The 22,666-nt window shown below is 56.2% G+C and carries 19 protein-coding genes; 13 read left to right on the top strand and 6 right to left on the bottom strand.

Going from position 1 to position 22,666, the window contains the following annotated elements; all coding sequences use genetic code 11:
* Positions 1 to 60: 60 nt before the first annotated feature.
* The 12 genes from NMK_RS04775 (at position 61) to NMK_RS04720 (ending at position 14,021) form a co-directional block, all read left to right on the top strand.
* Entirely contained in the window at positions 61 to 1,962 is a 1,902-nt protein-coding gene (locus NMK_RS04775) for a sulfatase-like hydrolase/transferase (RefSeq protein WP_109014621.1), read from the top strand.
* Between the two features lie 12 nt (positions 1,963 to 1,974).
* Positions 1,975 to 2,991: a heat-inducible transcriptional repressor HrcA gene (hrcA, locus tag NMK_RS04770; protein WP_181376191.1), complete on the top strand. Its 1,017-nt coding sequence runs from the start codon at positions 1,975 to 1,977 to the stop codon at positions 2,989 to 2,991.
* 3 nt (positions 2,992 to 2,994) lie between these two features.
* The gene (hemH, locus tag NMK_RS04765; protein ID WP_109014620.1) at positions 2,995 to 4,095 is read left to right on the top strand and encodes a ferrochelatase; all 1,101 of its coding nucleotides are present in this window, start codon (positions 2,995 to 2,997) and stop codon (positions 4,093 to 4,095) included.
* A 17-nt stretch (positions 4,096 to 4,112) separates the two neighbouring features.
* Positions 4,113 to 5,513: an ArnT family glycosyltransferase gene (locus NMK_RS04760; protein ID WP_109014619.1), complete on the top strand. Its 1,401-nt coding sequence runs from the start codon at positions 4,113 to 4,115 to the stop codon at positions 5,511 to 5,513.
* Between the two features lie 54 nt (positions 5,514 to 5,567).
* Positions 5,568 to 6,542, top strand: coding sequence for an ADP-glyceromanno-heptose 6-epimerase (gene rfaD / locus NMK_RS04755; protein WP_109014618.1), 975 nt, complete (start codon positions 5,568 to 5,570; stop codon positions 6,540 to 6,542).
* Entirely contained in the window at positions 6,529 to 7,104 is a 576-nt protein-coding gene (locus tag NMK_RS04750; RefSeq protein ID WP_109014617.1) for a D-sedoheptulose-7-phosphate isomerase, read from the top strand. The genes rfaD and NMK_RS04750 overlap by 14 nt, the downstream gene beginning before the upstream one ends.
* Positions 7,085 to 8,572, top strand: a complete 1,488-nt coding sequence (rfaE1, locus tag NMK_RS04745; protein WP_109014616.1) for a D-glycero-beta-D-manno-heptose-7-phosphate kinase — start codon at positions 7,085 to 7,087, stop codon at positions 8,570 to 8,572. The genes NMK_RS04750 and rfaE1 overlap by 20 nt, the downstream gene beginning before the upstream one ends.
* A 2-nt stretch (positions 8,573 to 8,574) precedes the next feature.
* The gene (waaF, locus tag NMK_RS04740; protein ID WP_109014615.1) at positions 8,575 to 9,603 is read left to right on the top strand and encodes a lipopolysaccharide heptosyltransferase II; all 1,029 of its coding nucleotides are present in this window, start codon (positions 8,575 to 8,577) and stop codon (positions 9,601 to 9,603) included.
* Positions 9,600 to 11,135: a putative glycosyltransferase family protein gene (locus NMK_RS04735; protein WP_109014614.1), complete on the top strand. Its 1,536-nt coding sequence runs from the start codon at positions 9,600 to 9,602 to the stop codon at positions 11,133 to 11,135. The genes waaF and NMK_RS04735 overlap by 4 nt, the downstream gene beginning before the upstream one ends.
* Before the next feature lie 25 nt (positions 11,136 to 11,160).
* Positions 11,161 to 12,252 carry a glycosyltransferase family 4 protein gene (locus NMK_RS04730; protein WP_109014613.1) on the top strand — a complete coding sequence of 364 codons (1,092 nt, stop codon included), beginning with the start codon at positions 11,161 to 11,163 and terminating at the stop codon, positions 12,250 to 12,252.
* Positions 12,253 to 12,271: 19 nt separating this feature from the next.
* Entirely contained in the window at positions 12,272 to 12,967 is a 696-nt protein-coding gene (locus NMK_RS04725; protein ID WP_227871366.1) for a polysaccharide deacetylase family protein, read from the top strand.
* A 61-nt stretch (positions 12,968 to 13,028) separates the two neighbouring features.
* The gene (locus NMK_RS04720) at positions 13,029 to 14,021 is read left to right on the top strand and encodes a glycosyltransferase family 9 protein (RefSeq protein ID WP_109014612.1); all 993 of its coding nucleotides are present in this window, start codon (positions 13,029 to 13,031) and stop codon (positions 14,019 to 14,021) included.
* Here NMK_RS04720 and NMK_RS04715 read toward each other — a convergent pair.
* The 6 genes from NMK_RS04715 to NMK_RS04690 are packed head-to-tail and all read right to left on the bottom strand — an operon-like array spanning position 14,018 to position 21,554.
* Complete coding sequence (locus tag NMK_RS04715) at positions 14,018 to 14,926, bottom strand: glycosyltransferase family 2 protein (protein ID WP_109014611.1); 909 nt, start codon at positions 14,924 to 14,926, stop codon at positions 14,018 to 14,020. The genes NMK_RS04720 and NMK_RS04715 overlap by 4 nt on opposite strands.
* Positions 14,923 to 16,647, bottom strand: a complete 1,725-nt coding sequence (locus NMK_RS04710; protein WP_109014610.1) for a carbamoyltransferase family protein — start codon at positions 16,645 to 16,647, stop codon at positions 14,923 to 14,925. The genes NMK_RS04715 and NMK_RS04710 overlap by 4 nt, the downstream gene beginning before the upstream one ends.
* Positions 16,644 to 18,116 (bottom strand): lipopolysaccharide kinase InaA family protein, encoded by a 1,473-nt coding sequence (locus NMK_RS04705; protein WP_109014609.1) that lies wholly within the window; start codon positions 18,114 to 18,116, stop codon positions 16,644 to 16,646. The genes NMK_RS04710 and NMK_RS04705 overlap by 4 nt, the downstream gene beginning before the upstream one ends.
* Positions 18,092 to 19,600, bottom strand: coding sequence for an ArnT family glycosyltransferase (locus tag NMK_RS04700; RefSeq protein ID WP_109014608.1), 1,509 nt, complete (start codon positions 19,598 to 19,600; stop codon positions 18,092 to 18,094). Before NMK_RS04700 ends, NMK_RS04705 begins: the two co-directional genes overlap by 25 nt.
* Positions 19,597 to 20,427, bottom strand: coding sequence for a lipopolysaccharide core heptose(I) kinase RfaP (gene rfaP / locus NMK_RS04695; RefSeq protein ID WP_109014607.1), 831 nt, complete (start codon positions 20,425 to 20,427; stop codon positions 19,597 to 19,599). Before rfaP ends, NMK_RS04700 begins: the two co-directional genes overlap by 4 nt.
* Positions 20,424 to 21,554, bottom strand: a complete 1,131-nt coding sequence (locus NMK_RS04690) for a glycosyltransferase family 4 protein (RefSeq protein ID WP_109014606.1) — start codon at positions 21,552 to 21,554, stop codon at positions 20,424 to 20,426. Before NMK_RS04690 ends, rfaP begins: the two co-directional genes overlap by 4 nt.
* 87 nt (positions 21,555 to 21,641) lie before the next feature.
* Between NMK_RS04690 and waaC the strand changes: the two genes are divergently transcribed.
* A complete protein-coding gene (waaC, locus tag NMK_RS04685) occupies positions 21,642 to 22,628 on the top strand; it encodes a lipopolysaccharide heptosyltransferase I (protein ID WP_109014605.1) in 987 nt (328 codons plus the stop codon).
* Positions 22,629 to 22,666 lie beyond the last annotated feature (38 nt).

Genomic DNA, 22,666 nt, shown 5'->3' with positions numbered 1-22,666 from the left:
GTCGGTATAATCCCTATCTATAGTGCACGATAATTAAACGGGGCAGGATTTTTCTCTTATATGTCAGCAGGTTCCTCGAAGCAGCAAACGTACGGCTGGTATTTTCTTTTCGTCTATCTGATCCTGCTGTGGATTACTCGGGATACCGTCAGTTTTTCCGCGGCCAGCACGCAAGGGACGGCAGCAACCTTTTTTCTAGCAAATGCTTTCCTGAGTTACAACACCCAGTATCTACTACCGGCCATTCTCCTGACATGGTTGGCCAACAAGCTTTTTTCGCGCTTTAGCGGGGGAGGGCGCTGGACAGCTGGGGTTGCCATTTTTCTGGGTGCTATTACCACCCTCTTTTTCTATGCCAATGCCAAATTGCATGCCTTGTATGGCATGTTCGTCAATGGTTTTGTCGTTAACCTGATCGTCACTCCTGGCGGAATCGAATCGCTGGGTGGCAGCAACGCGACCACGCTGACTTTTGCGCTGATCGCCCTGGGTTTTGTTGCAGTGCATGCCTTGCTTTTGTTTGTGGCGAAAAAATTAAGCGATCGGGGCAATCTAAGCGGGAAGGGCAAGTGGCTGGTGCCTGTAGTTGCTTTGTTCCTGGTCTCATCTTGTGCCGATCGCGCTACGTATGCATATTCCAGCGCTTTGGGCGATTCTCGCATCCTGGCCTATAGCGAAGGCATACCTTATTACGTGGGAGTCACTGCTCGCAGCCTTTTTAAAACGCTGGGCTTCAAGGTCAACGCCAAGCAGGCCAACCTTTCGGTCAAGGATGAGGGCGCAAGCAGCCTGAACTATCCCTTGCATCCACTCGATTTCAAGCAGCCTGCAAAGCCGTTGAACATCGTGTGGCTGGTGTCGGAATCATTGCGTGCCGACATGTTGGACCAGGAAATCATGCCCGCGACCTGGGATTTCGCTCAGCACGGTCAGCGCTTCACCCATCATTTCAGCGGCGGTAACGGCACGCGTAACGGCATTTTCACCATGTTTACGGGCATCCCCGGTAATTATTGGGAATCGTTCTTTGAGTTGAATCGTGGCGCGCCCATCATCGATGTCCTGCAAAAGCAGAATTATCAAATGTCGCTCTATACCAGCGCCAAATTCTCTTATCCCGAATTCGACAAGACGATTTTCAGCAAGGTGCCGGCTTCCGAATTGCATACGCTTGAGAGCGGGGCCGGATGGCAGCGTGACCGGGAGAATGTCGGCAATCTGCTCAAGTTCATCGACCAGCGCGATCCCAAGCGGCCGTTCTTCACTTTCATGTTCTTCGAGTCGCCGCATGCGCGCTATTACTTTCCTCCGGAAAGCGTCATCCGTACGCCTTACCGTGACGACATCAATTATGCGACTTTGAGCAAGGAGCAACTGCGGAACGACATTGTTCCGATCAAGAACCGCTATATCAACGCGGTGCACCACCTCGATAGCCAATTTGCGCGGGTATTCGATTACCTCAAGCAAAACAACTTGCTGGATAACACCATTGTCATTGTCACCGGCGACCACGGTGAGGAGTTCATGGAGGCCGGATATTGGGGCCATAACTCGACGATCTCGGACCCGCAGGTTCGCACCCCCATGGTCTTATGGGTGCCGGGCATGGTGCCGGGCGTACACGACAAGATGACCAGTCATCTGGATATCATTCCCACCATCATGCCGATGCTGGGTGTGACCAATCCGGTGGAGGATTATTCGGTGGGTATCAGCCTCCTCTCGCCGCAAAAGCGTGATCATGTGATCATCACTGCCTGGACCGATGTGGGATATATCGACGATACGGCCAAGATCACGCTGCCTATCGGCGTGCAAACTTCAGGGCGCCATGTTACGGATGTGCATGATAAGCCGTTGGAAGGCGCGGAAGCCGACAAGGTGTTCGAGCAAAAGCAGGGCAAGCTGCTTGCCATGATGAAAGAACTGGGACGCTATAAAAAGAAGGCGAATCCCTGATAGGATTTGATGATGCTGGATCAACGTGCACAAATTCTCCTCAAGACCCTGGTCGAACACTACATCAGTGAAGGCCAGCCTGTCGGCTCGCGTACGCTGGCCCAGTGCTCGGGGTTGGAGCTGAGCCCGGCCAGTATCCGCAACATGATGGCCGACCTCGAGGGCATGGGCTTTATCGCCAGCCCGCATACCTCGGCCGGCCGCATTCCAACGCCGCGCGGGTATCGGCTGTTTGTCGACACGCTGCTGACGGTCAAGCCGTTGGGGTCGACGGAAATCAGGCAACTCGAAGACCGCTTGCAATCGCCCGATCCCCAGGAGCTGATCGGCTCGGCCGCCAAGATGCTGTCCGAGTTGAGCAAGTTCGCCGGTGTGGTGATGATCCCCAAGCGCAAGGGCGTGGCTTTCCGCCAACTCGAATTCGTGCCGCTTTCCGAGAAGCGCATCTTGCTCATCATCGTGGCGGCGGACGGCAATGTGCAAAATCGCATCATCACCACCGAGCGGCCGTTCAACGCGTCCGAGCTCACCCAGGCTGCCAATTTCTTCAACCAGCATTTCTCCGGCCAGACCTTCGACGAAGTGCGCCAGAAAATCCATGCCGAGCTGCAGCAGATGCGTTCCGACATCACGCGTCTCATGACTGCGGCGCTGGAAGCCAGCGATCAAGGCAAGAGCGATGACGATGGCTTGGTACTGGCGGGCGAGAGCAGGCTGCTCAACGTGGCCGATCTGTCGTCCAACGTCACTTCGCTTCGCAAGCTGTTCGAGGCGTTTGAGAACCGAACCTCGCTGCTGCAACTGCTCGACAACAGCCAATGCGCCGAGGGGGTGCAGATTTTCATCGGGGGCGAATCGGGTTATTCGCCGCTGGACGAGTGCAGCATGGTCACGGCACCGTACGAGGTTGATGGCGATGTGGTCGGCACGCTGGGCGTGATTGGCCCGACCCGTATGGCCTATGAACGCGTGATTCCCATCGTGGATATCACTGCCAAACTGCTTTCCAACGCATTGTCTTCACACTAACCCATGGCTAATTTTCTGCCCGAACCGTCTTTTGCGCACGGTAGCAAATCGCGCGTCGGTATTCTCCTGCTCAACCTCGGTACGCCTGATGAGCCTACGGCTCCTGCTTTGCGCCGTTATCTCAAGCAGTTTCTCAGCGACCCGCGCGTGGTGGAAATCCCAAAGGCCGTATGGTGGGTAATCCTGAACGCTTTCATCCTGCCTTTCCGTCCGCAAAAGTCAGCGGAGAAGTATGCGCAAATCTGGACCAGCGACGGTTCTCCGCTCATGGTGCATGCCCAGCGCCAGGCCAAGCTGCTGCAGGGGTATTTGGGCAACGCCCTTGGGCAGGCGCTCCCGGTGGAGTTGGGCATGAGCTACGGCAATCCGTCGGTCGCTTCCGCTATCGCCAAGCTGCGCGAGCAGGGCTGCGATCGTATCCTAGTGTTTCCGCTGTTTCCGCAATATGCGGCCAGCAGCACGGCTTCTGCTTTCGATGCCGTGTTCAAGAGCTTGCTCAAGACTCGCAACCTGCCCGAGCTGCGTACCATCAAGCAGTATCACGACCATCCGGCTTATATCGCTGCGCTGGCCGACAGCGTGCGCAAGTACTGGATGGTGCACGGCAAGCCGGAGAAGCTCATCATGAGCTTCCATGGTATACCGCGCCGCAGCCTCGACCTCGGCGACCCTTATCATTGCTTCTGCCACAAGACCGGCCGCCTACTTGCCGAAGCGCTGGGATTGAATGCGCAGCAGTACATGGTGTGCTTCCAGTCCCGTTTCGGCCGCGCGGAGTGGCTCAAACCTTATTTCGCACCGACGTTGGAAGACCTAGGCAAGCAGCGGGTGAAGCGCGTCGACGTGATTTGCCCCGGTTTCTCCAGCGACTGCCTGGAAACGCTGGAAGAAATCGCCATGGAAGGCAAGGCCACGTTTCTGGCTGCGGGAGGCAGCGAGTACCACTACATTCCCGCCTTGAACGAACGCGAGGAATGGATCCAGGCCATGGTTGAGATCGTGAAGCCCCATCTTCAAGGCTGGGTCGAGCCGGAGCGTGTGCCTGATGCCGCCGAACTGGAACAGTCGCGATTGCGTGCTCTGGCGATGGGCGCTAAAAATTAATCAGAAACTAAGCGGTCATGCTTAAACAACAACGATGGCTTTGGGCGTTGGCAATTGCCACGCTGGGGATTTATTTCTGGGGATTGGGCAGCATTCCCCTGCTCTCGTTTAACGAAGCCAGGCGCGGCGTTCCCGTGCAGGAAATGCTCGCTTCCGGCGATTGGCTCATCCCCACGCTCAACCATCATTTGTACATCAGCAAGCCGCCGTTGCTGTATTGGCTGGCGGCGATTCCCGCGGTAGTGATCGGAAACGCCTCGGAGTGGGCGGTGCGCCTGCCGTCCGCCTTGGCCGCGTTGGGAGTCACCTGGTTTTCCTTTTTCGTCGTGCGCCGCCATTTCGGGCTTGCCGCTGCCGTAACGACAGTCGTCGTGCTCATCACCAGTGCCGGTTTTACCACGTTTGCCCGCCGTGCAGAGATCGAGATGCTGCTGGCCTCGTGCTGTTTCGCCAGCATACTGTCGGCGTTCGAATACATCTTCGGCAGCCATGACAGGAAATGGCTGAATCTGGCCTTTATATTTATCGGTCTGGCCTTGTTGACCAAGGGGCCGGTGGCCTTGCTGTTTTATGTTCCATTGATGTTGGTGTTCTGGTGGCGTTATCGCGTGCCGCAAGCGATGGAATGCCTAACACACTGGCGCGGCTGGCTGATCGCCCTGCTGATCGCCTTGCCCTGGTATCTGGCGGTTTCGCTCAAGTTGGGGTGGGATATCTGGGGTCATATCGTGGAAACCGATATGGCCGGTAAAATCGAACGCGCCCAGGCCGATCCGCTGTACCAATATCCGCTTTGGCTCATCGCCGATTTTCTGCCATGGTGCCTACTTGTGTTGCTGAATCCGACCAAGAATACTAGGCGGTGGCTGGACTCACCTAAAAGCGGCTTCATGTTGATCGCCGCCGTGATACCGCTGGTGCTGTTTTCACTGATGGCAAACAAGCACGCCAAATACCTTCTCCCGTCATACCCTGCATGGGCGATTTTATTCGCTCTGCTGGCGAGTGAGGTTTACCTGAAGCTGAGCTCCCAAAAGCAGCGCTGGGCTGTGGGCGGATGTGCAGTCTTAGTCGCGGCATTTTTCGTGTTTTACGCAGTCGGGGAGGCCAAGGTGTTCAAGCATCGCTACCAAGCACTGCCACAAATTGCCAAGACCTTTGTTCAATACCCGCAGGTACCCGTTTATGCCTTGCACGAGGTTGATCCGCGGGCGGTGTATTACCGCGGTCAGCCTATGCCGGTACTGGAAGCTGTCGATATTGCCCAGAAGGCGAGCGCAGGCGAGCGCTTTTTATTGTTCGTCGAAGAAAAATCGCTTGTTCCGAGTTTGAATCTATGCAAATTGGCCGAATTTTCGCCGTATCTTAAACAAGGCCATAGCGCCGCGATTTACGGCAGCGGAGCCCTTTGCAAGTAAGTCGGCGTTGCGTTCTTGCTATACTAGCGTTTTCGCATTAACCCTCTGAACGACATGATCGTAATTACTGGCGGCGCCGGCATGATAGGCAGCATGATCGCCTGGCATCTCAACACCCAAGAAGGGCGAGATGACCTCGTGATCGTGGATCGCTGCAAGCATCCCGAACAATGGCAAAACCTTTGCCATCGGCGCTACGCGGATTATCTGGACAAGGACGAGTTGCCAGGGTGGCTTGCGCAGAATCGCGGCAAGGTGACAGCGATCATCCATATGGGGGCCATCAGCGCGACCACCGAGCGCGATTTCAACCTGCTGGTGCAGGACAACTTCCGTTACAGCCAGCAACTGTGGAACTGGTGTGCGCAAAACGACGTGCCTTTCCTCTACGCCAGTTCGGCTGCAACCTACGGCGGCGGTGAGCAGGGGTACGACGATACGATGGAGACCTTGCGTCCGCTCAATGGCTACGGATATTCCAAGTATCTGTTCGACCAATGGGCGTTGCGGCAAGTCAAAACGGGCGCCGCCGTGCCGCCGCAGTGGTGCGGATTCAAGTTCTTTAACGTCTACGGTCCCAACGAATATCACAAGGAACGCATGGCCAGTGTGGCGTTCCACAGCTTCAATCAATTCCGCGATACCGGTACCGTCAAATTGTTCAAGAGTGACCGGCCTGAAGTGCAAGACGGCATGCAGCTGCGCGATTTCGTTTATGTGAAGGATGTGGCGGAGGTCGTCACTTTCTTCCTCAAGCACCCTGATCAATCCGGCATTTTCAACGTCGGTACGGGCGAGGCTCGTGCGTTCAAGGATTTGGCCACTGCGGTTATGACTAGCATGAGCCGCGAGCCCTCGATCACATGGATCGACATGCCGGACGATCTCAAGGGCAAGTACCAGTACTACACCCAGGCCAACATGACCAAATTGCGTGCCGCCGGCTACGACAAGCCTTTCCGAACGCTGGAAGACGGCGTTCGCGATTACGTTCAAAACTACCTGATGCAAGCCGATGCTTATTGCTGACACCATACGCAGCGCCATCAGCGCTCACCGCGACACCATCGCCCAATTGGACGCGCTCGTTCCCGAGATCGAGCGCCTTGCCAAAATGATGATGGAAACCTTGGAGCGGGGCGGAAAAATTCTCTGGATGGGCAACGGCGGAAGCGCAGCCGATAGCCAGCACATGGCCGCGGAATTCGTTGGTCGCTATGTGAAAGAACGGCGCGGATTACCTTCCATCGCGCTGACCACAGATACCTCCATTCTCACCTCTGTCGGTAACGACTACGGCTACGACTATGTCTTCGCTCGCCAGATCGAGGCCTTGTGTACCGAGAAAGACCTCGTGGTCGGCATCTCTACTTCCGGCAACAGTCCTAATGTGCTGCGTGCAATCGAAGCCGCAAAAGCCATTGGCGCGACAACCGTGGGTTGGACAGGCGAAGGCAAGGGCAAACTGGGCGAGCTGTGCGACATGACGCTGGCCGCACCCTCGAAGGTTACGGCACGTATCCAGGAAGCGCATATTCTGATCGGCCACATACTTTGCGAACTGGTAGACGATGCAAACACGCCTGATTGACACGATCAAGCGCAAGTTTGCGCCTGAGGGAGGCAGCACCACCGCATGGGCGCTGGTGATCGGCGATCTCATGCTGGATCGCTACCTCTGGGGCAAGGTGGAGCGCGTCTCTCCCGAGGCGCCCGTTCCCGTGGTGCTGCTCGATAAGGAAAACTGCCGTCCGGGCGGCGCCGCCAATGTCGCCGCGAATATTGCCGGACTGGGGCTCCATTGTCGTCTGCTGGGAACGGTGGGCAACGATGAGGCCGGTAGACAACTGGTCGATGCCGTTGGCCAGGTGGGAGTAGAAACTCATCACATCGTCAAACTGGCGGAGCGTCCGACGATTACCAAGACGCGAATCGTGGGTGGTCACCAGCAGATATTGCGTGTGGATCGCGAGTCATCAGAAATTTTTAATGCGGACGAGGCAGCAGCGCTGGAGCATGCCATTCGTCAGGCCATGGCTGACGATCCCGCTATTGTCGTGTTGTCCGATTACAACAAGGGCGTGCTGACGCCCGAAATATGCCAAGTCGTCATCGGCCTTGCAAGGCAAGCACGAATCCAAGTGCTGGTCGATCCTAAAGGTCGTGATTATTCCAAATACCGGGGCGCCACAGCACTGACGCCTAACCGCCGTGAAACCGCCGAGGCTTGCGGCGGCATTAGTGATATCGAGGCACTGCTGGATGCTGCAGATCATTTGCGCGTCGATTTGGCGCTCGATTTTCTGGCGGTCACGCGCAGTGAAGAAGGTATTTCTTTGATTGAAGACGGGCAGCGCATGCAAATTCCCGCCGTGGCCAAACAAGTGTTTGATGTTTCCGGCGCTGGAGATACCGTTATTGCAACGCTGGCAGCAGGCTTGGTCGCTAAACTCAGTCATTATGATGCCTTGCATCTTGCCAATTTGGCAGCTGGAATTGTGGTGGGCAAAGTTGGAACGGTTGCCATTACCGCAGAGGAATTGCTGGCGGAATTGGCAAATGAGGAAGTGCGTGAGCAGGCGGACAAGGTTTGCGATCTCGACCGCCTGCTGGTGCGTGTCGCCAACTGGAAGGCCGCAGGCAAAACTATCGTTTTCACTAACGGCTGTTTCGACCTCCTGCATAGCGGGCATGTGACTTATCTCGAACAAGCGCGCAAGCTCGGTCACAAACTCATTATAGGCCTCAACACCGACCGCTCTGTGAGCGCGCTTAAAGGACCCAGTCGACCGGTGATTCATGAGTCGGATCGTGCGCGTGTCCTCGCAGCGCTGGAATCGGTCGATGCGGTGACCCTGTTCGACGACGATACTCCGCTCAAGCTGATCGAGCTTATTCGACCGCACGTGCTCGTCAAGGGCAGCGATTACACTGAAGATCAAGTGGTGGGTGGCCAGGAAGTGAAATCCTGGGGCGGGCGAGTGGCGCTTGTCGATATTGTTCCAGGACGCAGCACCACGCGCATTATCGGCAAATTGGCGTCCGTAGAAAACCAGTAAGCATGGCTGAACGGATACTCGTCCTGGGGCCGTCCTGGGTAGGCGATATGGTGCTGGCGCACAGCCTGTTCCAGTCACTAAAAGCTCGGGATCCCCATGCTTACGTGGCAGTGGCTGCGCCCGGTTGGACACTGCCTCTGCTTTCCCGCATGCCCGAGGTAGACGAAGCGATTGCGCTGCCGTTCAAGCATGGAGAGTTTGCCTTGGGTGAGCGTATCCGGTTCGGTCAGAGTTTGCGCGACCGTCATTTCACCCAAGCTATCCTTCTCGTCAATTCTTTCAAGTCGGCAATTCTGCCGCTTGCTGCGCGGATTCCCATACGCACCGGTTTTCTTGGAGAGTTCCGTTACGGTTTGCTGAACGATATCCGGCCATTGGATAAGGCCTCACTGCCGAGAACGGTGGACCGTTTCTGTGTGCTCGGCCTGGAATCAGGCGAGAAGCTCCCTGCGACACTCCCTCAACCGCGGTTGGTCACAAATCCAGCGAACGCACATTCAGCATTGCAGAAGCTCGGCATTGCCGAGTCGAAATCACCGGTACTGGCGCTCTGCCCTGGGGCAGAGTACGGCTCGGCCAAGCGCTGGCCCGAGGCTTACTATGCAGAGGTTGCCAACCGGATGCTGGATTTTGGTTGGCAGGTATGGTTATTCGGCTCGGAAAAAGACCGCCCGGTTACAGCCACTATCAATCGTCTAACGCAGGGACGTTGTCAGGATCTTAGCGGTAGAACCAGCCTGGGTGAGGCAATCGACCTGATGGCGCTCGCCTCCGCCGTGGTGAGCAACGACTCCGGACTCATGCATGTTGCCGCCGCCTTGCAGCGGCCTCTGGTGGCCGTTTATGGATCCTCTGATCCATCGCATACCCCACCGATGAGCAATGAGGCAAAAATCCTCAGTCTGGGCCTTTCTTGTAGTCCGTGTTTCAAGCGCGAGTGCCCGCTGGGCCATTTGCGATGCTTGCGAGAAATTACTCCAGCGCAGGTCATTGAAAGCTTGCCAACCTTAGAGGTTGCGCAACGGTCATGAGCAATCCATTGAACCAGTTTTCCGCAAGCTCTCGTTTGCCTTGGCTTTGGGCTTTACTATCCTTGCCGCTGGCTATCTGGATGATGGTGCAATCGTACGGCAGCATCAATGTCGACGGGATTCTCTATATCGAAGTCGCAAGGAAATTCGATGCAGGAGAATGGCGTCAAGGCCTAGAACTCTACAATTGGCCGTTTTATCCCCTGTTGATGATGTTGGTGCACAAACTGGGGAATCTTGGGTTCGAAATGTCAGCGCATTTGCTCGACATGATGTTTTTTGCCGCGCTGACGGCCGGCCTGCTCACACTAGTGCGGGAAGTCGGTGGCGATCGCCCAGCGATGATTGCGGCAGGTGTCTTGCTTTTTGTTTCCTCCAGCATCGTCCGTACTTATCTTCCGATGGTGCTGCGAGACCCAGGTTTTTGGGCGTTTCATCTGTGGAGCATCGTCTTTTTCCTTCGGTTTTATCGCAGCCAACGCTGGAGTAATGCCTTAGGCTGGGGGATCACTGCTGCCGTGGCTGCATTGTTCCGGGTAGAGGGACTGACTTATCTGGCAGTTTTGCCGCTGCTCATTCTGTTTCAGCGACAAAATACTGACCGGGCGATGTCTTATATCAAGATGAACCTGCTGCTGATCCTGGCGGGCTGTGGGTTATTGATTGCTTGGTTGCTGCATCCTGCGTTGGATCTGCAAAAGATGGGGCGGCTGGGCGATCCTCTCCTGTTACTCCAGGGGGCCTATGAACAGTTGGCGCATGGCCTGCTTGAGAAAGCCCGGCTTTATGGAAACACGGTACTCGGCAAGTTCATCTCGGCTTATGGCATGGACGGCCTGCTGCTGACGTTGATTTACATCCTTGTGGCCAAAATTTCGACCTCTGCAGGTTGGCTACATCTATTGCTGGCGGGCTATGCCCGAAAATATCTGGAATCGGAAAAACTGCCTAAATTCCAGAACGTATTCGCTTGGCTGATTGCAATAGGCACAACACATGCGGCATTTATGCTTCTGAGCAGTTTTCTGCTCCCAAAGCGCTATTTGATGCCGATCGGCTTTGTCATCATCGTCTATGCCGCTTTCGGGCTGGCAGGGCTATATAGAACCTGGCACCAAAAGCCTTGGCATCTGCTATCCGATAATTGGAAGTTTCCTCTTGTTGCCGCGATACTAGGAATTCAGTTCGGCATGATGGTGGGTGTGTGGAATAAGGAGAAAACCGACGAACTGGATGCTGCCAAGTGGATGATATCCCATGCAGCATCCGGTAGTCGCATCTATGCGGATTCGCCACGTTTGCGGTATTACGCTGACGCCAGCCAACCTTTCCGCCGCGGTATGGTGCTCATGGAGGAGATCCAGCAGGTGTTCTCAACGAGGGAAGCAGCTCAATACGATTATTTGATGGTGCACGCTGATGGCGAACGACGGGAACTGACCGACTTTCTGTCCAGGCAACCGGCATTAACCCTTATGACTACCTTAAGTCATGGACGCGATTCGATCTCGGTTTACCGGGTGAGTCATTAGGTTCTAACCGGAGAAGACGGAATCCATGCGTATCCTGCATACCGAATCCAGTATCAATTGGGGAGGTAAGGAATTGCGAGCCCTGGAGGAAATCCGGTGGCTCAACGCCCACGGCCATGAAGCATGGATTGCTGCACGACCTAACGCCAAGATACTGGAATGGGCCCGGACTTGGAACGTGCCGTATTTCGAGGTGCCTTTCCGCGGCGCTGTTCTTCCCGCAGCCATGAGCCGGCTGTGGTCCTTGATGCGTCAGTATCGGTTCGATCTGGTGCATTGCCACGATGCTCACGATGCGATGCATGGCGCAGTGCTGCGTCTGCTGGGCGCGAAAGTGATCCGAACCTTGCATAGCGAAGGGATCAGCCGTCGCAAACTACAGCAACTGATCTGGCGGCACGGCAGTGATCGTGTGATCGTGGTTTCGGAAGTGCTGAAGCAGCGTCTTGTAGCGATGGGAGTATCGAGCACAAAAATCGAAGTCATCAACGAAGGCATCGATCTTGCCGAGTTCAATTTTCGGCGTACCGGAGACAAGATTCGCAGCGAGTTCAATATTTCCTCCGGCTGCAAGGTTCTGACTAATATCGGCATGATTCGGCCGAACAAGGGGCAACGTTATCTGGTGGAGGCAGCCGACGCCATTGTGGCGGCTATTCCAGATGTGCGTTTTTTATTGGTGGGCGAAGCCACACGAATGGAATTCGATGAGGAACTTAAGAGCAGTCTGGCGGCGTGTTCCCAGCGTGATAAGTTCGTACTGACCGGTTACAGGACTGACGTAGCCGACTTTATTGCGGCATCGGATTGCGTGGTGATCAGCTCGACAGCAGAGGCCCATTCCCGCGTAGTCCCGCAAGCATTCGCCATGAAACGGCCTGTGGTGGCCACCGATGTCGGCGGCTTGCCTGAACTGGTCAAGCCCGGAGTGACCGGCACCCTGGTGCCGGCTGCTGATCCAGCCGCGCTGGCTGAAGCGGTCATCAGTACATTGAAGGCTGATAACAGTTCGATTTTGGATAATGCCTATTCCATGGCGCTGGAGCGATTCCAGATCGATGGCATGATGCAGCGAACGCTGGCATGCTATGAGCGGGCGCTGGGCACTAATCGTTGAATCACTAAAGGCGGTTGCGATGCGTTCGATTCCAATCTTCATGTACCACAACATCGGGCAACCTGCGTCCGAGGACCGCAAGCCTCGGCTATATGTGCAGACCAAGGCTTTTGCCTGGCAAATGGCATTGCTGCGCTTGTTGGGGTATCGCGGTATCTCGATGAACGAAGCCATGCCTTATTTGCGCGATGATGCAAAAGGCAAGGTGGCGGTCATCACTTTCGACGACGGTTATGCCGATACGTTGGATGCGGCCCTTCCGATCTTGCAGCGTTACGGCCACACCGCCACCTGTTACATGGTTAGCCAGCGCATGGGGCAGCACAACAATTGGGATGCGGATTTAATTGGCGCGCGCAAACCGTTGATGAACGAGGAGCAACTGCTGAAATGGAGTGCTGCGGGCATGGAGGTGGGGGCACATACGCAAACTCACCCGCATTTGCCGGATTGCGACGCTGATAGTCTTCAGCGCGAGATCGCCGGCTCCAAAGCAGACTTGGAATCCCTGCTGCAAAAGCCGGTGACGCAGTTCTGCTATCCCTACGGCTCCCTTGATGCTCGCGTGGTCGAGGCGGTGCGTAAGGCCGGGTATGAAGCGGCGACTACCACAGCGCGCGGAATAGCGAGCATCGGTGACAATCCATACTTGCTGCCTCGGGAACGCCCCAGATTTTCACGTATTCTCTTTAAACTCGGTTTGGGCATAGGCTGACTGAAGTTTGCAGCCTCAATTCGTATTTTTCTTAAAAAACCCTGAAACGGAAATGTAGCCGATGCAAACTAATGAGGGGCGTTCGCCGACCATTCTTGGAGACCAGGTACTTCTCGTCGCTGCCAGTCATACGGGAAACAATATCTTTTGTACTCCGGCAATCCGTTTTCTCAAAAAACATTACCCTGGAACCACTTTCGATCTGGTGGCGTTGAACAAGAAAAGCGCGGAAGTGTTTTATGGCAATCCGGATATCCGTACGCTATTGATCTCGGACAGCAAGCGCAAACTGGCAAAGCTGGCCGAACAGTATTCTCAAGTGATCTGCTTGTACTATAAATCCATCGATGCCGTATCCGGAATCAAGAAGAATCTGGTCTCGGTTCCGCCGCTGGTTTCCGGGGTACATCATGCAGAGCAGGTGTTGCAGTTCGTTGCCGGCTACACAGGGTATCCGTTGACCGATGAAGATCGTGCCTATGTGATTGGGAGAGGAGTGAATGGACATCCTTCTCCGCTCGCCAATGTCGGGATCAAGCCAGACGACATCTTGATCTGCATGCACCTGGGCTGTGCCAGGACGGCTATCCACGGATGGAAGTTCTTCTACCGAAGGCAAGCGACGCATCAAAAACTGTGGCCGGTCGATCGCTACATCGAATTGGCCAATCGCCTGATTGACGCAGACTCACGGATACGATTCGTGATTACCGGAACCAAGCATGAGTCGTTTCTCGGTAAACGCTTCGAGCAAAGCGTTCCCGGTACGATTAATTTGATCGGAAAGACTGATGTTCCGGAACTATTCAAGCTGATGAGCGAGGTGAACCTGTATATCTCGCAGGACTGCGGTGTGTTGCATGTTGCTTCAGGGTCTAACGTCCCCCTCGTTGGACTCTTCGGACCTACCAATCCTGCGAACACTGGCCCGTATCCCGTCAAGCAGAACCATGCGGTGATCAAGAAGGAATCGATGGATGATATCGATACGGCAGAGGTAGCGGCTGCAGCGTTGAATCTGCTGAAAGCTTTCCCGCGAGCGAAAGAAGCTTAATTTTTGGAAAGCGTTTCTCGCGCAACGATGCTTTCCGCATCTAGCCGATGTTTCTGGCCCAGGTAGTCGGATTGGGACACGAGGCCGAGCAGTCGGCGCAGCCCGAGTTGGATGCGTTTAAAGGCAGTCGTCATCAAAGACATGCGGGCGATGTGAGCGACATCCCTCGCATCGTAATGTTTTCTGCAGAAGAGAAAAAATCCCCGTTTTTTGCGTAGAAACTTCTCCAGCGTTGGGGAGCTCTGTTCGCTAGCCCCACCGATATGCGTGATCTTGGCCGAGGGGTAGTAGGCGATGCTGTAGCCGGCGAGTCGCGCGCGCAGGCAAATATCGATATCCTCTCCGTAGAGAAAATAATCCGGGTCGAATCCGCCCAATTGATTGTAAACAGGTTTGCGCAGCATAATGCAGGCACCCAGGATCCAGGCATATTCGCCCGGCAGAGCCTTGAGCTTGGAAGTATGTTTCAGGCGCGATTCTGATGGATAGCGCTGTCGCGGTAGTACGTATTTGCGCTTGGACGGTTCATGGACTTGCGGGCCGGCAATTCCAATCTTTGGGTTTTCCAAGAGAAAATCCGCCAAGGTGGCAACCGCCGTATCCTCCAGCAGAACCGCATCCGGGTTGATCAGTAGCAATATGTCGCCGCGAGCGGATGTAGCCGCCAGATTGTTGGCGCGGCCGAATCCCAGGTTTTCCCGACTTTCGATAAGAGTGATGCGCTCTCCGAATGTCGTGCGGAGAATGTCGACACTGTCATCACGGCTGGCGTTGTCGACGACGATAATATCGAGCTCGACAGCCGTTTGCTTCAGCAGGGAGGTGATGCATTCGACAGCATGCTCCCCCGAATTGTAGTTAACGATGAGCGCAGAGACTCGCAATGGGTTGCTGTCCCGGCTCATGCTGTTTCTTTGGTGACCAGCACGTCTTCCATAATCAAATACTGCAAATCTGACCCGAAGAACATGTTGAGCGCATCCTCCGGGCTGCACACCATGGGCTCGCCTCGACGGTTGAGCGAGGTGTTGAGCACGACCGGGTTGCCTCGACGTTTCTCGAGTTCTTCGATTAACCGGTAATAGCGCGGGTTGGTATCCATGGTGACGACTTGGGCTCGTGCCGTCCCGTCTTCATGTACGACTTCGGGAATGCGCGGTTTCCATTGTTCGGCCACGTCGAAAGTGAACGTCATGTAAGGCGCTGGATGGTTGGTACCGAGGATATCGGCAGCGGCCCGATCCAGCATGGACGGGCAGAAGGGCCGCCAACGTTCGCGGTATTTGATCTGGGCATTGATACGATCAGCCACGCCAGGGTGGCTGGGGTCGCCGAGGATACTGCGGCAGCCCAAGGCACGAGGGCCGAACTCCATGCGCCCCTGGAACCAGGCGAGCGGATTGCCTCCTGCCAAAATCTCCGCGCCCTTTGCTGAGGCATCGTCGATACGTTGCCATTTAGGCTTGGAAGGATGGATTTCGCAGGCGGCAATACATTCTTCGGTTGTGAAGGCTGGACCGAGATAGGCATGACGCATAGGCTCTACCTTTTCACCCATTTCCGCAGCGACATAAGTTGCGGCACCGAGAGCAGTCCCGGCATCGCCGGAAGCGGGTTGTACGAACAACTCTTTAACACCGGGCATGGCGATGATGCGCTGGTTGAGCTTAACGTTGAGCGCTACGCCGCCTGCCATCGCAATACGGCCGGTTTCGCGGATGATGTCGCCGACGTAATGATCGATGAGCTTGAGCGAAACGTCTTCCAGCAGTTGCTGTACCGCCGCGGCGTAATGGATATACGGATCGTCGATTTCGTCGCCGTTACGTTTCGGCCCCAGCCAGTCCACCAACGCTTTGGCGAAATAGTAGCCTTTACCGTTTTCCTTGTAGCGGCGAAGGCCGACAACGTTGATGAGCTTGGTGTTGACGCGAAAATTCTCGCCGTCGAATTCCAGTAGTCGCGATAGGTCGTATTTCTTGGGGTCACCGTAAGGCGCCATCCCCATGACCTTGAATTCGCCATCCAGCATTTCGAAGCCGAGATATTCGGTAATTGCGCCGTACAGACCGCCAAGTGAATCGGGATCGAAGAATTCCTTGATCTTGTGGATCTTGCCGTTTTCGCCATAGCCGAAGAAGGTGGTGGCGTACTCGCCCTTGCCGTCGATACCAACAATCGCGGTTTTTTCCTTGAATCCGCTCAAGTGGTAGGCGCTACTGGCATGGGCCAGATGGTGTTCCACGGGAACGAAGCGGGCCTTGCTCAGGCCGAGTTCCTCCATGAGTTTCAGTACGCCGTCTCGATTTCGGCGGAAACGTCGATTGCCGTTGAAGATCGCATCGAGCGCGCGGTCCGGGGCGTACCAGTAACGTTTGGCGTAGTGCCAGCGAGCAGGGGACGTCAGCGGAATTTCGGCATAGGGGAACGCAACGATGTCCACTTGATCGGGGGTGATGCCGGCTTCGCGCAGACAGTATTTTGCTGATTCCAGCGGGTATTTGCCTTTGGCGTGCTTGTCGCGCAAAAAGCGCTCTTCTTCGGCTGCGGCAATTAACTTGCCGTCTACTAGGATGGCGGCAGAAGCATCGTGCCCCACGGCACCGGATAAACCCAGAATAATCATTGTTGCTTGTCTCTTATTACCCCGGCCAATACCGGGTCTTTTCCATAAACCTTGAGCAGGGCGTGCTGCATGAGTTCGAAGGTCGCTGCATCATCGACCCAGTTTTTGAGCAATCGCCGCAGGTCTCGTGCATGACGTCGCTTGAACAGCCAGTCGCAGCGGTACTCCTTGAGGCTGTCCAGGTCGATCAGCACGGGAGTGCCGTCGACGATTTTGATATTGGTCGCCTTGAGGTCGCCGTGGGCAAAGCGCAAACGCTGCATCTTGCGCAGCAATTGCGCGACCGAATATGCGGTTTGCTGTCGCTGCGGTGCGTCGCCTTGCGCCATCCATTCCGTCAAGTCCGGCCCTTCTACGTATTCGGCCAGGAACCAGGCACGACCGCGCAGGATGCCGCGGCGTTCCTCAACCATGGCAACAGGCGCCGCGACGGCGATACCCGCCAAGCGTAGCCGGAATGTATTCGACCACGACAAAGCTGCCCGCGATTTCCGCAATGCCCGACCCAAAGCATGGCGCAAATTCTTGATATTGTACCGTTTGACGACGATTTTGCGCCCGTCGAGTTCAGTCAGGCCAACCGTGCAGGTGTTGCCGGATTTGAGTCGCTCGCCATCCGCCAGCTGTGCGTCCAGGTCTTGCAGCAATGCATCGGCCTGGACGACCCAAGGGCGGGCGATGGCTACAAATCGGTCATGGCGGCGCTCGACGTGAACGTCGGTACATTCACGCAGTACCTTGCGGTCGGCATATTCCGTCGAGACTTCATGACGTACGCGCCGGACCTCCGATAAGAGCCGGTGCAGTTGCTTTGGATTCGAGTCCCAGCCTCGTTCGATACAGTAAGCCTCATAAAGGCAGTGCATACTATCGTCATCTGTAGCATCCAGCTTCGACCAAAGCGTTGCGATGTTTCTCAGTTCGCGCTGGTGCCGTCGCCAATGGCCCAACAAGCGTATGCCGTCGCCGTCCAGGGTATGGATGCGGTCGTCTTCGACGAGAAAATTCTTGAGGTACAGGTCTGTCTGGACTATGCCTGCATTGTGATGCTGGGCTACGGTCCGGGTGAGTGTCAGTGCGAGTTGCAGCCGTTCCTCATGTGCTTTTAATCCCTGCATGATGACATCGGCGTTATCCGCGGGAATTGCTTGATAGATCAGCACCTCGCACTCGGAAAGCGATTCTGCGTGCAGCAGTGGAGGGGTTGCCAGTCGATCTGCAGCAAGCCATTCCACGCCTTGCCGGTCACGATTGGCATGGCGGCGAGCGTGGGGGCCGAGAAAGAGTTTGGCGTATACGCCTTGGCCATGCCACAAGCCCTCGCACACCAGCCGCTTCCCTGGAACGCGCCGCACGATGCGGATGCATTCAAGCATGCCGCCTTGGCTTAGCGGCAAGACGAATGGGCGATCTCCAGAGACGGAGAGGCCTGCCAAATCCGGCATCACGGTTTGTGTTGCAGCCTGCATAACTTGAGCTCGTCGGCTTCTGCAACCACGTCGACCATGCTCCCCGGTACCGTGGGGGCGACATGAGTAATCAGCCAAACCGTTCCTGTTTTCTGGACCAGGGTTTGCAAGGCTTCGTTCTTGACGGGAGGGATGACGCGATGCGCATAGAACGAAAGTGCACCGTCGCCAGGCGCGGATTGATAAAGCGGCGCCGCATTCCCCGCCGCAGTCAAAACGGTTTGTGCCGCCACTTTGCGCGGCTCTTTGGAAAGTTGCTCGTCGCTGTAGAGGTAAGTCATGGCTGCGATGCCCGCAACGAACAAGACCGGGGCTGAAATATCCGTACGCAATACGCGGTGCAACAAAAGCGGCAACAAGGGCAACAACAGCCAAAGCGCAGCGGAAATCCCGGCTTTTACCAGGATGTAGCCCACGCCCATGGCTGCGATTGCGGTGAAGAGGTAAAACAACCCCTGATTGACGCCGGCAAAACGGCCATGGGTGCTAGTGAGGTAGTACCCTAGAATGACGGCGAGCGGCGGTGCGAACAAGAGGGCGTACTGCATCTGCTTGTTGATCGTGGCGGTCAGCAGGACGAACACGACCGCAAGCCAAATCCAGGCGAATTTCACATGCGCAGGCAGCGAGGATGTCTCCCGAGAACGATAAGCCGCCCAACCTGCCGGAATCAGCAAGAAGCCCCAGGGCGCGAAAAATTCCAAGATATGGGGGGGATACCACCAAGCGGGCTTGGCGTGGGTGCCGCTCACGAAGGTTTCGTCGACCTGCTTGGTGACGAAATAATGCACCGCATCCGGACGTTTCCACACTAGCCACGCATACCAGCCGAAAGCGGTCACGAGGAGCAATACGATCCCCGTCAGACTGAAGCATTGCTTGAACGCCCCAAGCCGCTTTTCCATCCATCCATAACCCAGCAGCGTCAGCAGCGGAATGGCAAGCGCCGCAGGTCCCTTGCTCAAGAACCCCAGGCCCAGCGCCAGGCCAAACAAGGTTTGCAAGCCCTTGTTGCCCCCGTGTAGAAACACTTGGTAGCCGATCAAGCAAGCTGCGCTGATAAAGAACAGCAGAATCGCATCCGCTTCACCGCTACGACCGTAACGAATGCCGATATAACTTGCTGTCAGCACCAGCGCGGTATTGGCGGCCGCCTTGATGCCGGTCTCGCGCTGTACCCAAGTAAACAACAGCATGGCTGTCAGCAAGCTGAAAAGTACTGCCGGTAGACGTGTCGTCGTTTCGTCGATGCCGCCGATTTCGTAGCTGGCAGCGGTCAGCCAGTAAGGCAGCGGCGGTTTTTGCAGGCGGAGTTCGCCGTTGTAGTGCGGCATGTCCCAGTTGCCGCTGGCGATCATTTCGCGCGCGGTTTCAGCAATCCGGACTTCCTGGATTTTATAGACAGGCCGCGAGCCCAAGCCGATCAGCAGCGTGGGCAGCAGCAGGGCGAGGATGACGAGGAGAGCTTTGAGGGAAGGAGTCAAAGCCGACTTTCTATATCGGGCCAGCGGCCATGAAACTTGTGGTAGAGCTTGCGCGCTCGCTGCGTCACCGTTGCCCAGAATGACGCTTCTGCCTTAAGCGATTGCAAGCTGCCGCGGTAACGGCGCACGAAGCGTAGATAATCGCGCCGGTTCAGTCCCGCATCCATGGCCGAGAAATAAAGCGCCGCGATGTCTTTCATTCGAGCGGCGGGTTGGATGACCGTGCGTATGCCTACACGATGCAGGTCGAGCAGGTAGAGCTGGATGGCGTCTTCGGTCAGCAGGGCACCATCGAGGCAAAAATGGCAGATATAAAAGTCGCGATGGTTGAGTCCGTGGTCGTGCAGGATGCGAGCGATGTCGGCAACGGCCTGGATCAGGCGGCGCTTGAAATGCGGATGCGGGGGGAGCGTGGCCCAGTCGCGGCAAAAGTCTTCCAGTGACAGGATATTGCCCAAATCGCGAGTGATCACGAAGGAACGGCGCTTGGCTGGATTCCAGCCGCGGCTTGCGTAAGCTACGCCGGGCGTTGTATGAAGACCGAGTTCATGCAAGCGATGAATGGCGCGCCATTCCGTATCGGCGCCGAGAATGGGCAGCCGCGCCGTCAGCAAGTTCTTGAAAATCTCTTTCCAGCCCACGCCGAAGTGCTGCTTGATGAAATAAGACTGCCCCCCGAGCGTGACCCGGATCGTCTTGCGCCCAGGCACGTCGCGGAACACTTGGCCTTGCATGGCCATGATGTGCTCGAACACATCTCCTGCCGGAAGCAATGCCCGGAAGTCGGCAGGAATATGGTCGGGGGTTTGAGGGTGAAAAATGCTCATGCGTGTTTAGCCGCGGCGAGTTGTTCGAGCAGATCGGCTTCGGCCGTTGGGGAAAAACGTGCGGCGATATCGCCCGTATAGCGCAGGCCGTTTTCGCGCCAAGGCGTGCGGTCGGCTTCCAGGATATGGGCCAATGCCCGGTTCAGGTCGTCCTGGTTGAACGGCTCCGGCAGCACGGCACCGGCCTTGGCTGCCTCGATATGGGGTGCATAACCGCAGATATCGGTCACGATGACGGGGAGACCGGCGGTCATGGCCTCGATCAAGACCAGCCCGGCCAATTCGGAGCGGGCCGCATGGACGAAAACATCGGCCCCCATCATTAAGCGCGGCACGTCGGGACGTCCGCCTGTGAGGATGAGGCGGTTTTCGATACCCAGTCTGCGTGCTAATGCCAGCATGCCCTCCGGTTTATCCTCGCCTACAGCCAGAATCCAGGTGTTGTTGCGAAGCGGCTCGGGCAATGAAGCGGTCCCAGTGATAGTGCGGTCCAGGCCCTTGCGGATGAAGGCCGAACCCACCATGAGGACGATATTCGCCTGCTCCGGTAGACCAAATTCCAGGCGGACTTCGCGTCGTGTCGTATCCCGGTCGATTCCCGAAAATGCTTGCGCAGGAATATTAGGCGGCAATACGTGGAAGCGCTCGTCCGGAGTCTGGTACCAGCGCTGGAAAATCGTTTTCTCGCGCGGCGATAGCGAGAGGATATGACACCCGCTTTCTTGCGACATGACAGCCTTTTCGCTGGCCGCGAAGAAACGGTATCGGCCGGAAAGCCTATACAGGCAATTACGCTCGGTGTACGCGCGCTCGATGAAACAAGGATCGGCAGCGTAATACGCGTCGAGTCCCGGCATGCGGTTGAAGCCCACCACGATATCCGGCCGGTCGATGGCCAATTGTGCCGTGATGGCGGCGATCAGCTGCTGGTGGCGCTGATGGTTAAGAAATCCGGAATAAGGAAGAATCGCCACCTCGATATTTTTATGAGGCCGTTCGCCATGCCATTGGCCGGTGTAGATCTTCACCTGATGGCCGCGCGCCGCACAATCCCGGGCAATGCGCAACATATCGCGCTGGGCGCCGCCGTAGGGGAAATATTTAAAAATGACGAAAGCGAACTTCATCCAAGCGCAAGCGCGGCCCTGATCCAGAAAAACATGAATTGTATGCGAAAATAAGCCCCGCCCGAATCATTCCAATAACCTGACTCCATGCCGCGCCTGCTTATCGTCAAAACGTCCTCTTTGGGCGACATCGTCCACAATCTGCCTGCCGTTACCGATATTCATCGTCAGTTTCCAGAGATGCAGATCGATTGGGCGGTCGAGGATGGTTTTGCCGAGATTCCCCGATTGCATCCGGCAATTTCCGAGGTGATCCCGGTTTCCCTGCGTCGCTGGCGGCGCGGGCTGTTGACTGCTCGCACCTGGAAGGAGATCGCTGCCTGCAAGCAGCATTTGCAGGATCGGCATTACGACCTGGTGCTGGATAGCCAGGGCTTGCTCAAGAGTGTCCTGATCGCCTCCTGGGCCAAGGGTCCGATGCATGGCTACAGCATGGGGTCGGGCCGCGAGCCCTTGCCTGCGTTGTTTTATCGGCATCGGCACAAAGTGCTGTGGGAGCAGCAAGCCGTGGTGCGCATCCGTAAGTTGGCTGCTTTGGCATTGGGATACCCCTTGCCGGAAACGCCGCCCGATTACGGTATCGAGATCCCCAGCGAAATGTTGCCAATCGCGCTGTCGTCTCAATATGTCGTCGCCTTGCATGGTACAAGCCGCGATTCCAAACTCTGGCCGATAGAACACTGGACGGCCCTTGGCAAGATATTAGCCGAGCACGGATTGGTGCTGGTGCTGCCGTGGGGGAATGTCGGGGAACAACAGCGGGCGCAGCATATCGCGACGCAGGTTCCGGAAGCGTTAGTGTTGCCGAAGTTGGGCTTGCGGCAACTCGCCAATGTATTGGGGCATGCCGTCGCGGCTATCGGTGTGGATACCGGGCTGGTGCATCTGGCGGCAGCGCTCAAGACGCCAACCGTCGCGATTTATACCGATACCGATCCAGCCTTGACCGGCGTGCTGGGCACGCACTCGTCCCTGTTCCGCAACCTGGGCGGTATCGGCAAAGTACCCTCGCCGGTGGAAGCACTTTCTGCACTGAATACCCTCAAGCCCGACCTGTATTTGCCGATATCCTGATACGGCGGTTCCGCCGTGTTGATATTTGAGCAAGGCGG

The sequence above is a fragment of the Novimethylophilus kurashikiensis genome, from assembly GCF_003112435.1.
Classification (GTDB): domain Bacteria; phylum Pseudomonadota; class Gammaproteobacteria; order Burkholderiales; family Methylophilaceae; genus Novimethylophilus; species Novimethylophilus kurashikiensis.
The sequence above is the reverse complement of the archived record's forward strand: the minus strand, read 5'-3'. Positions and strand labels throughout refer to the sequence as shown.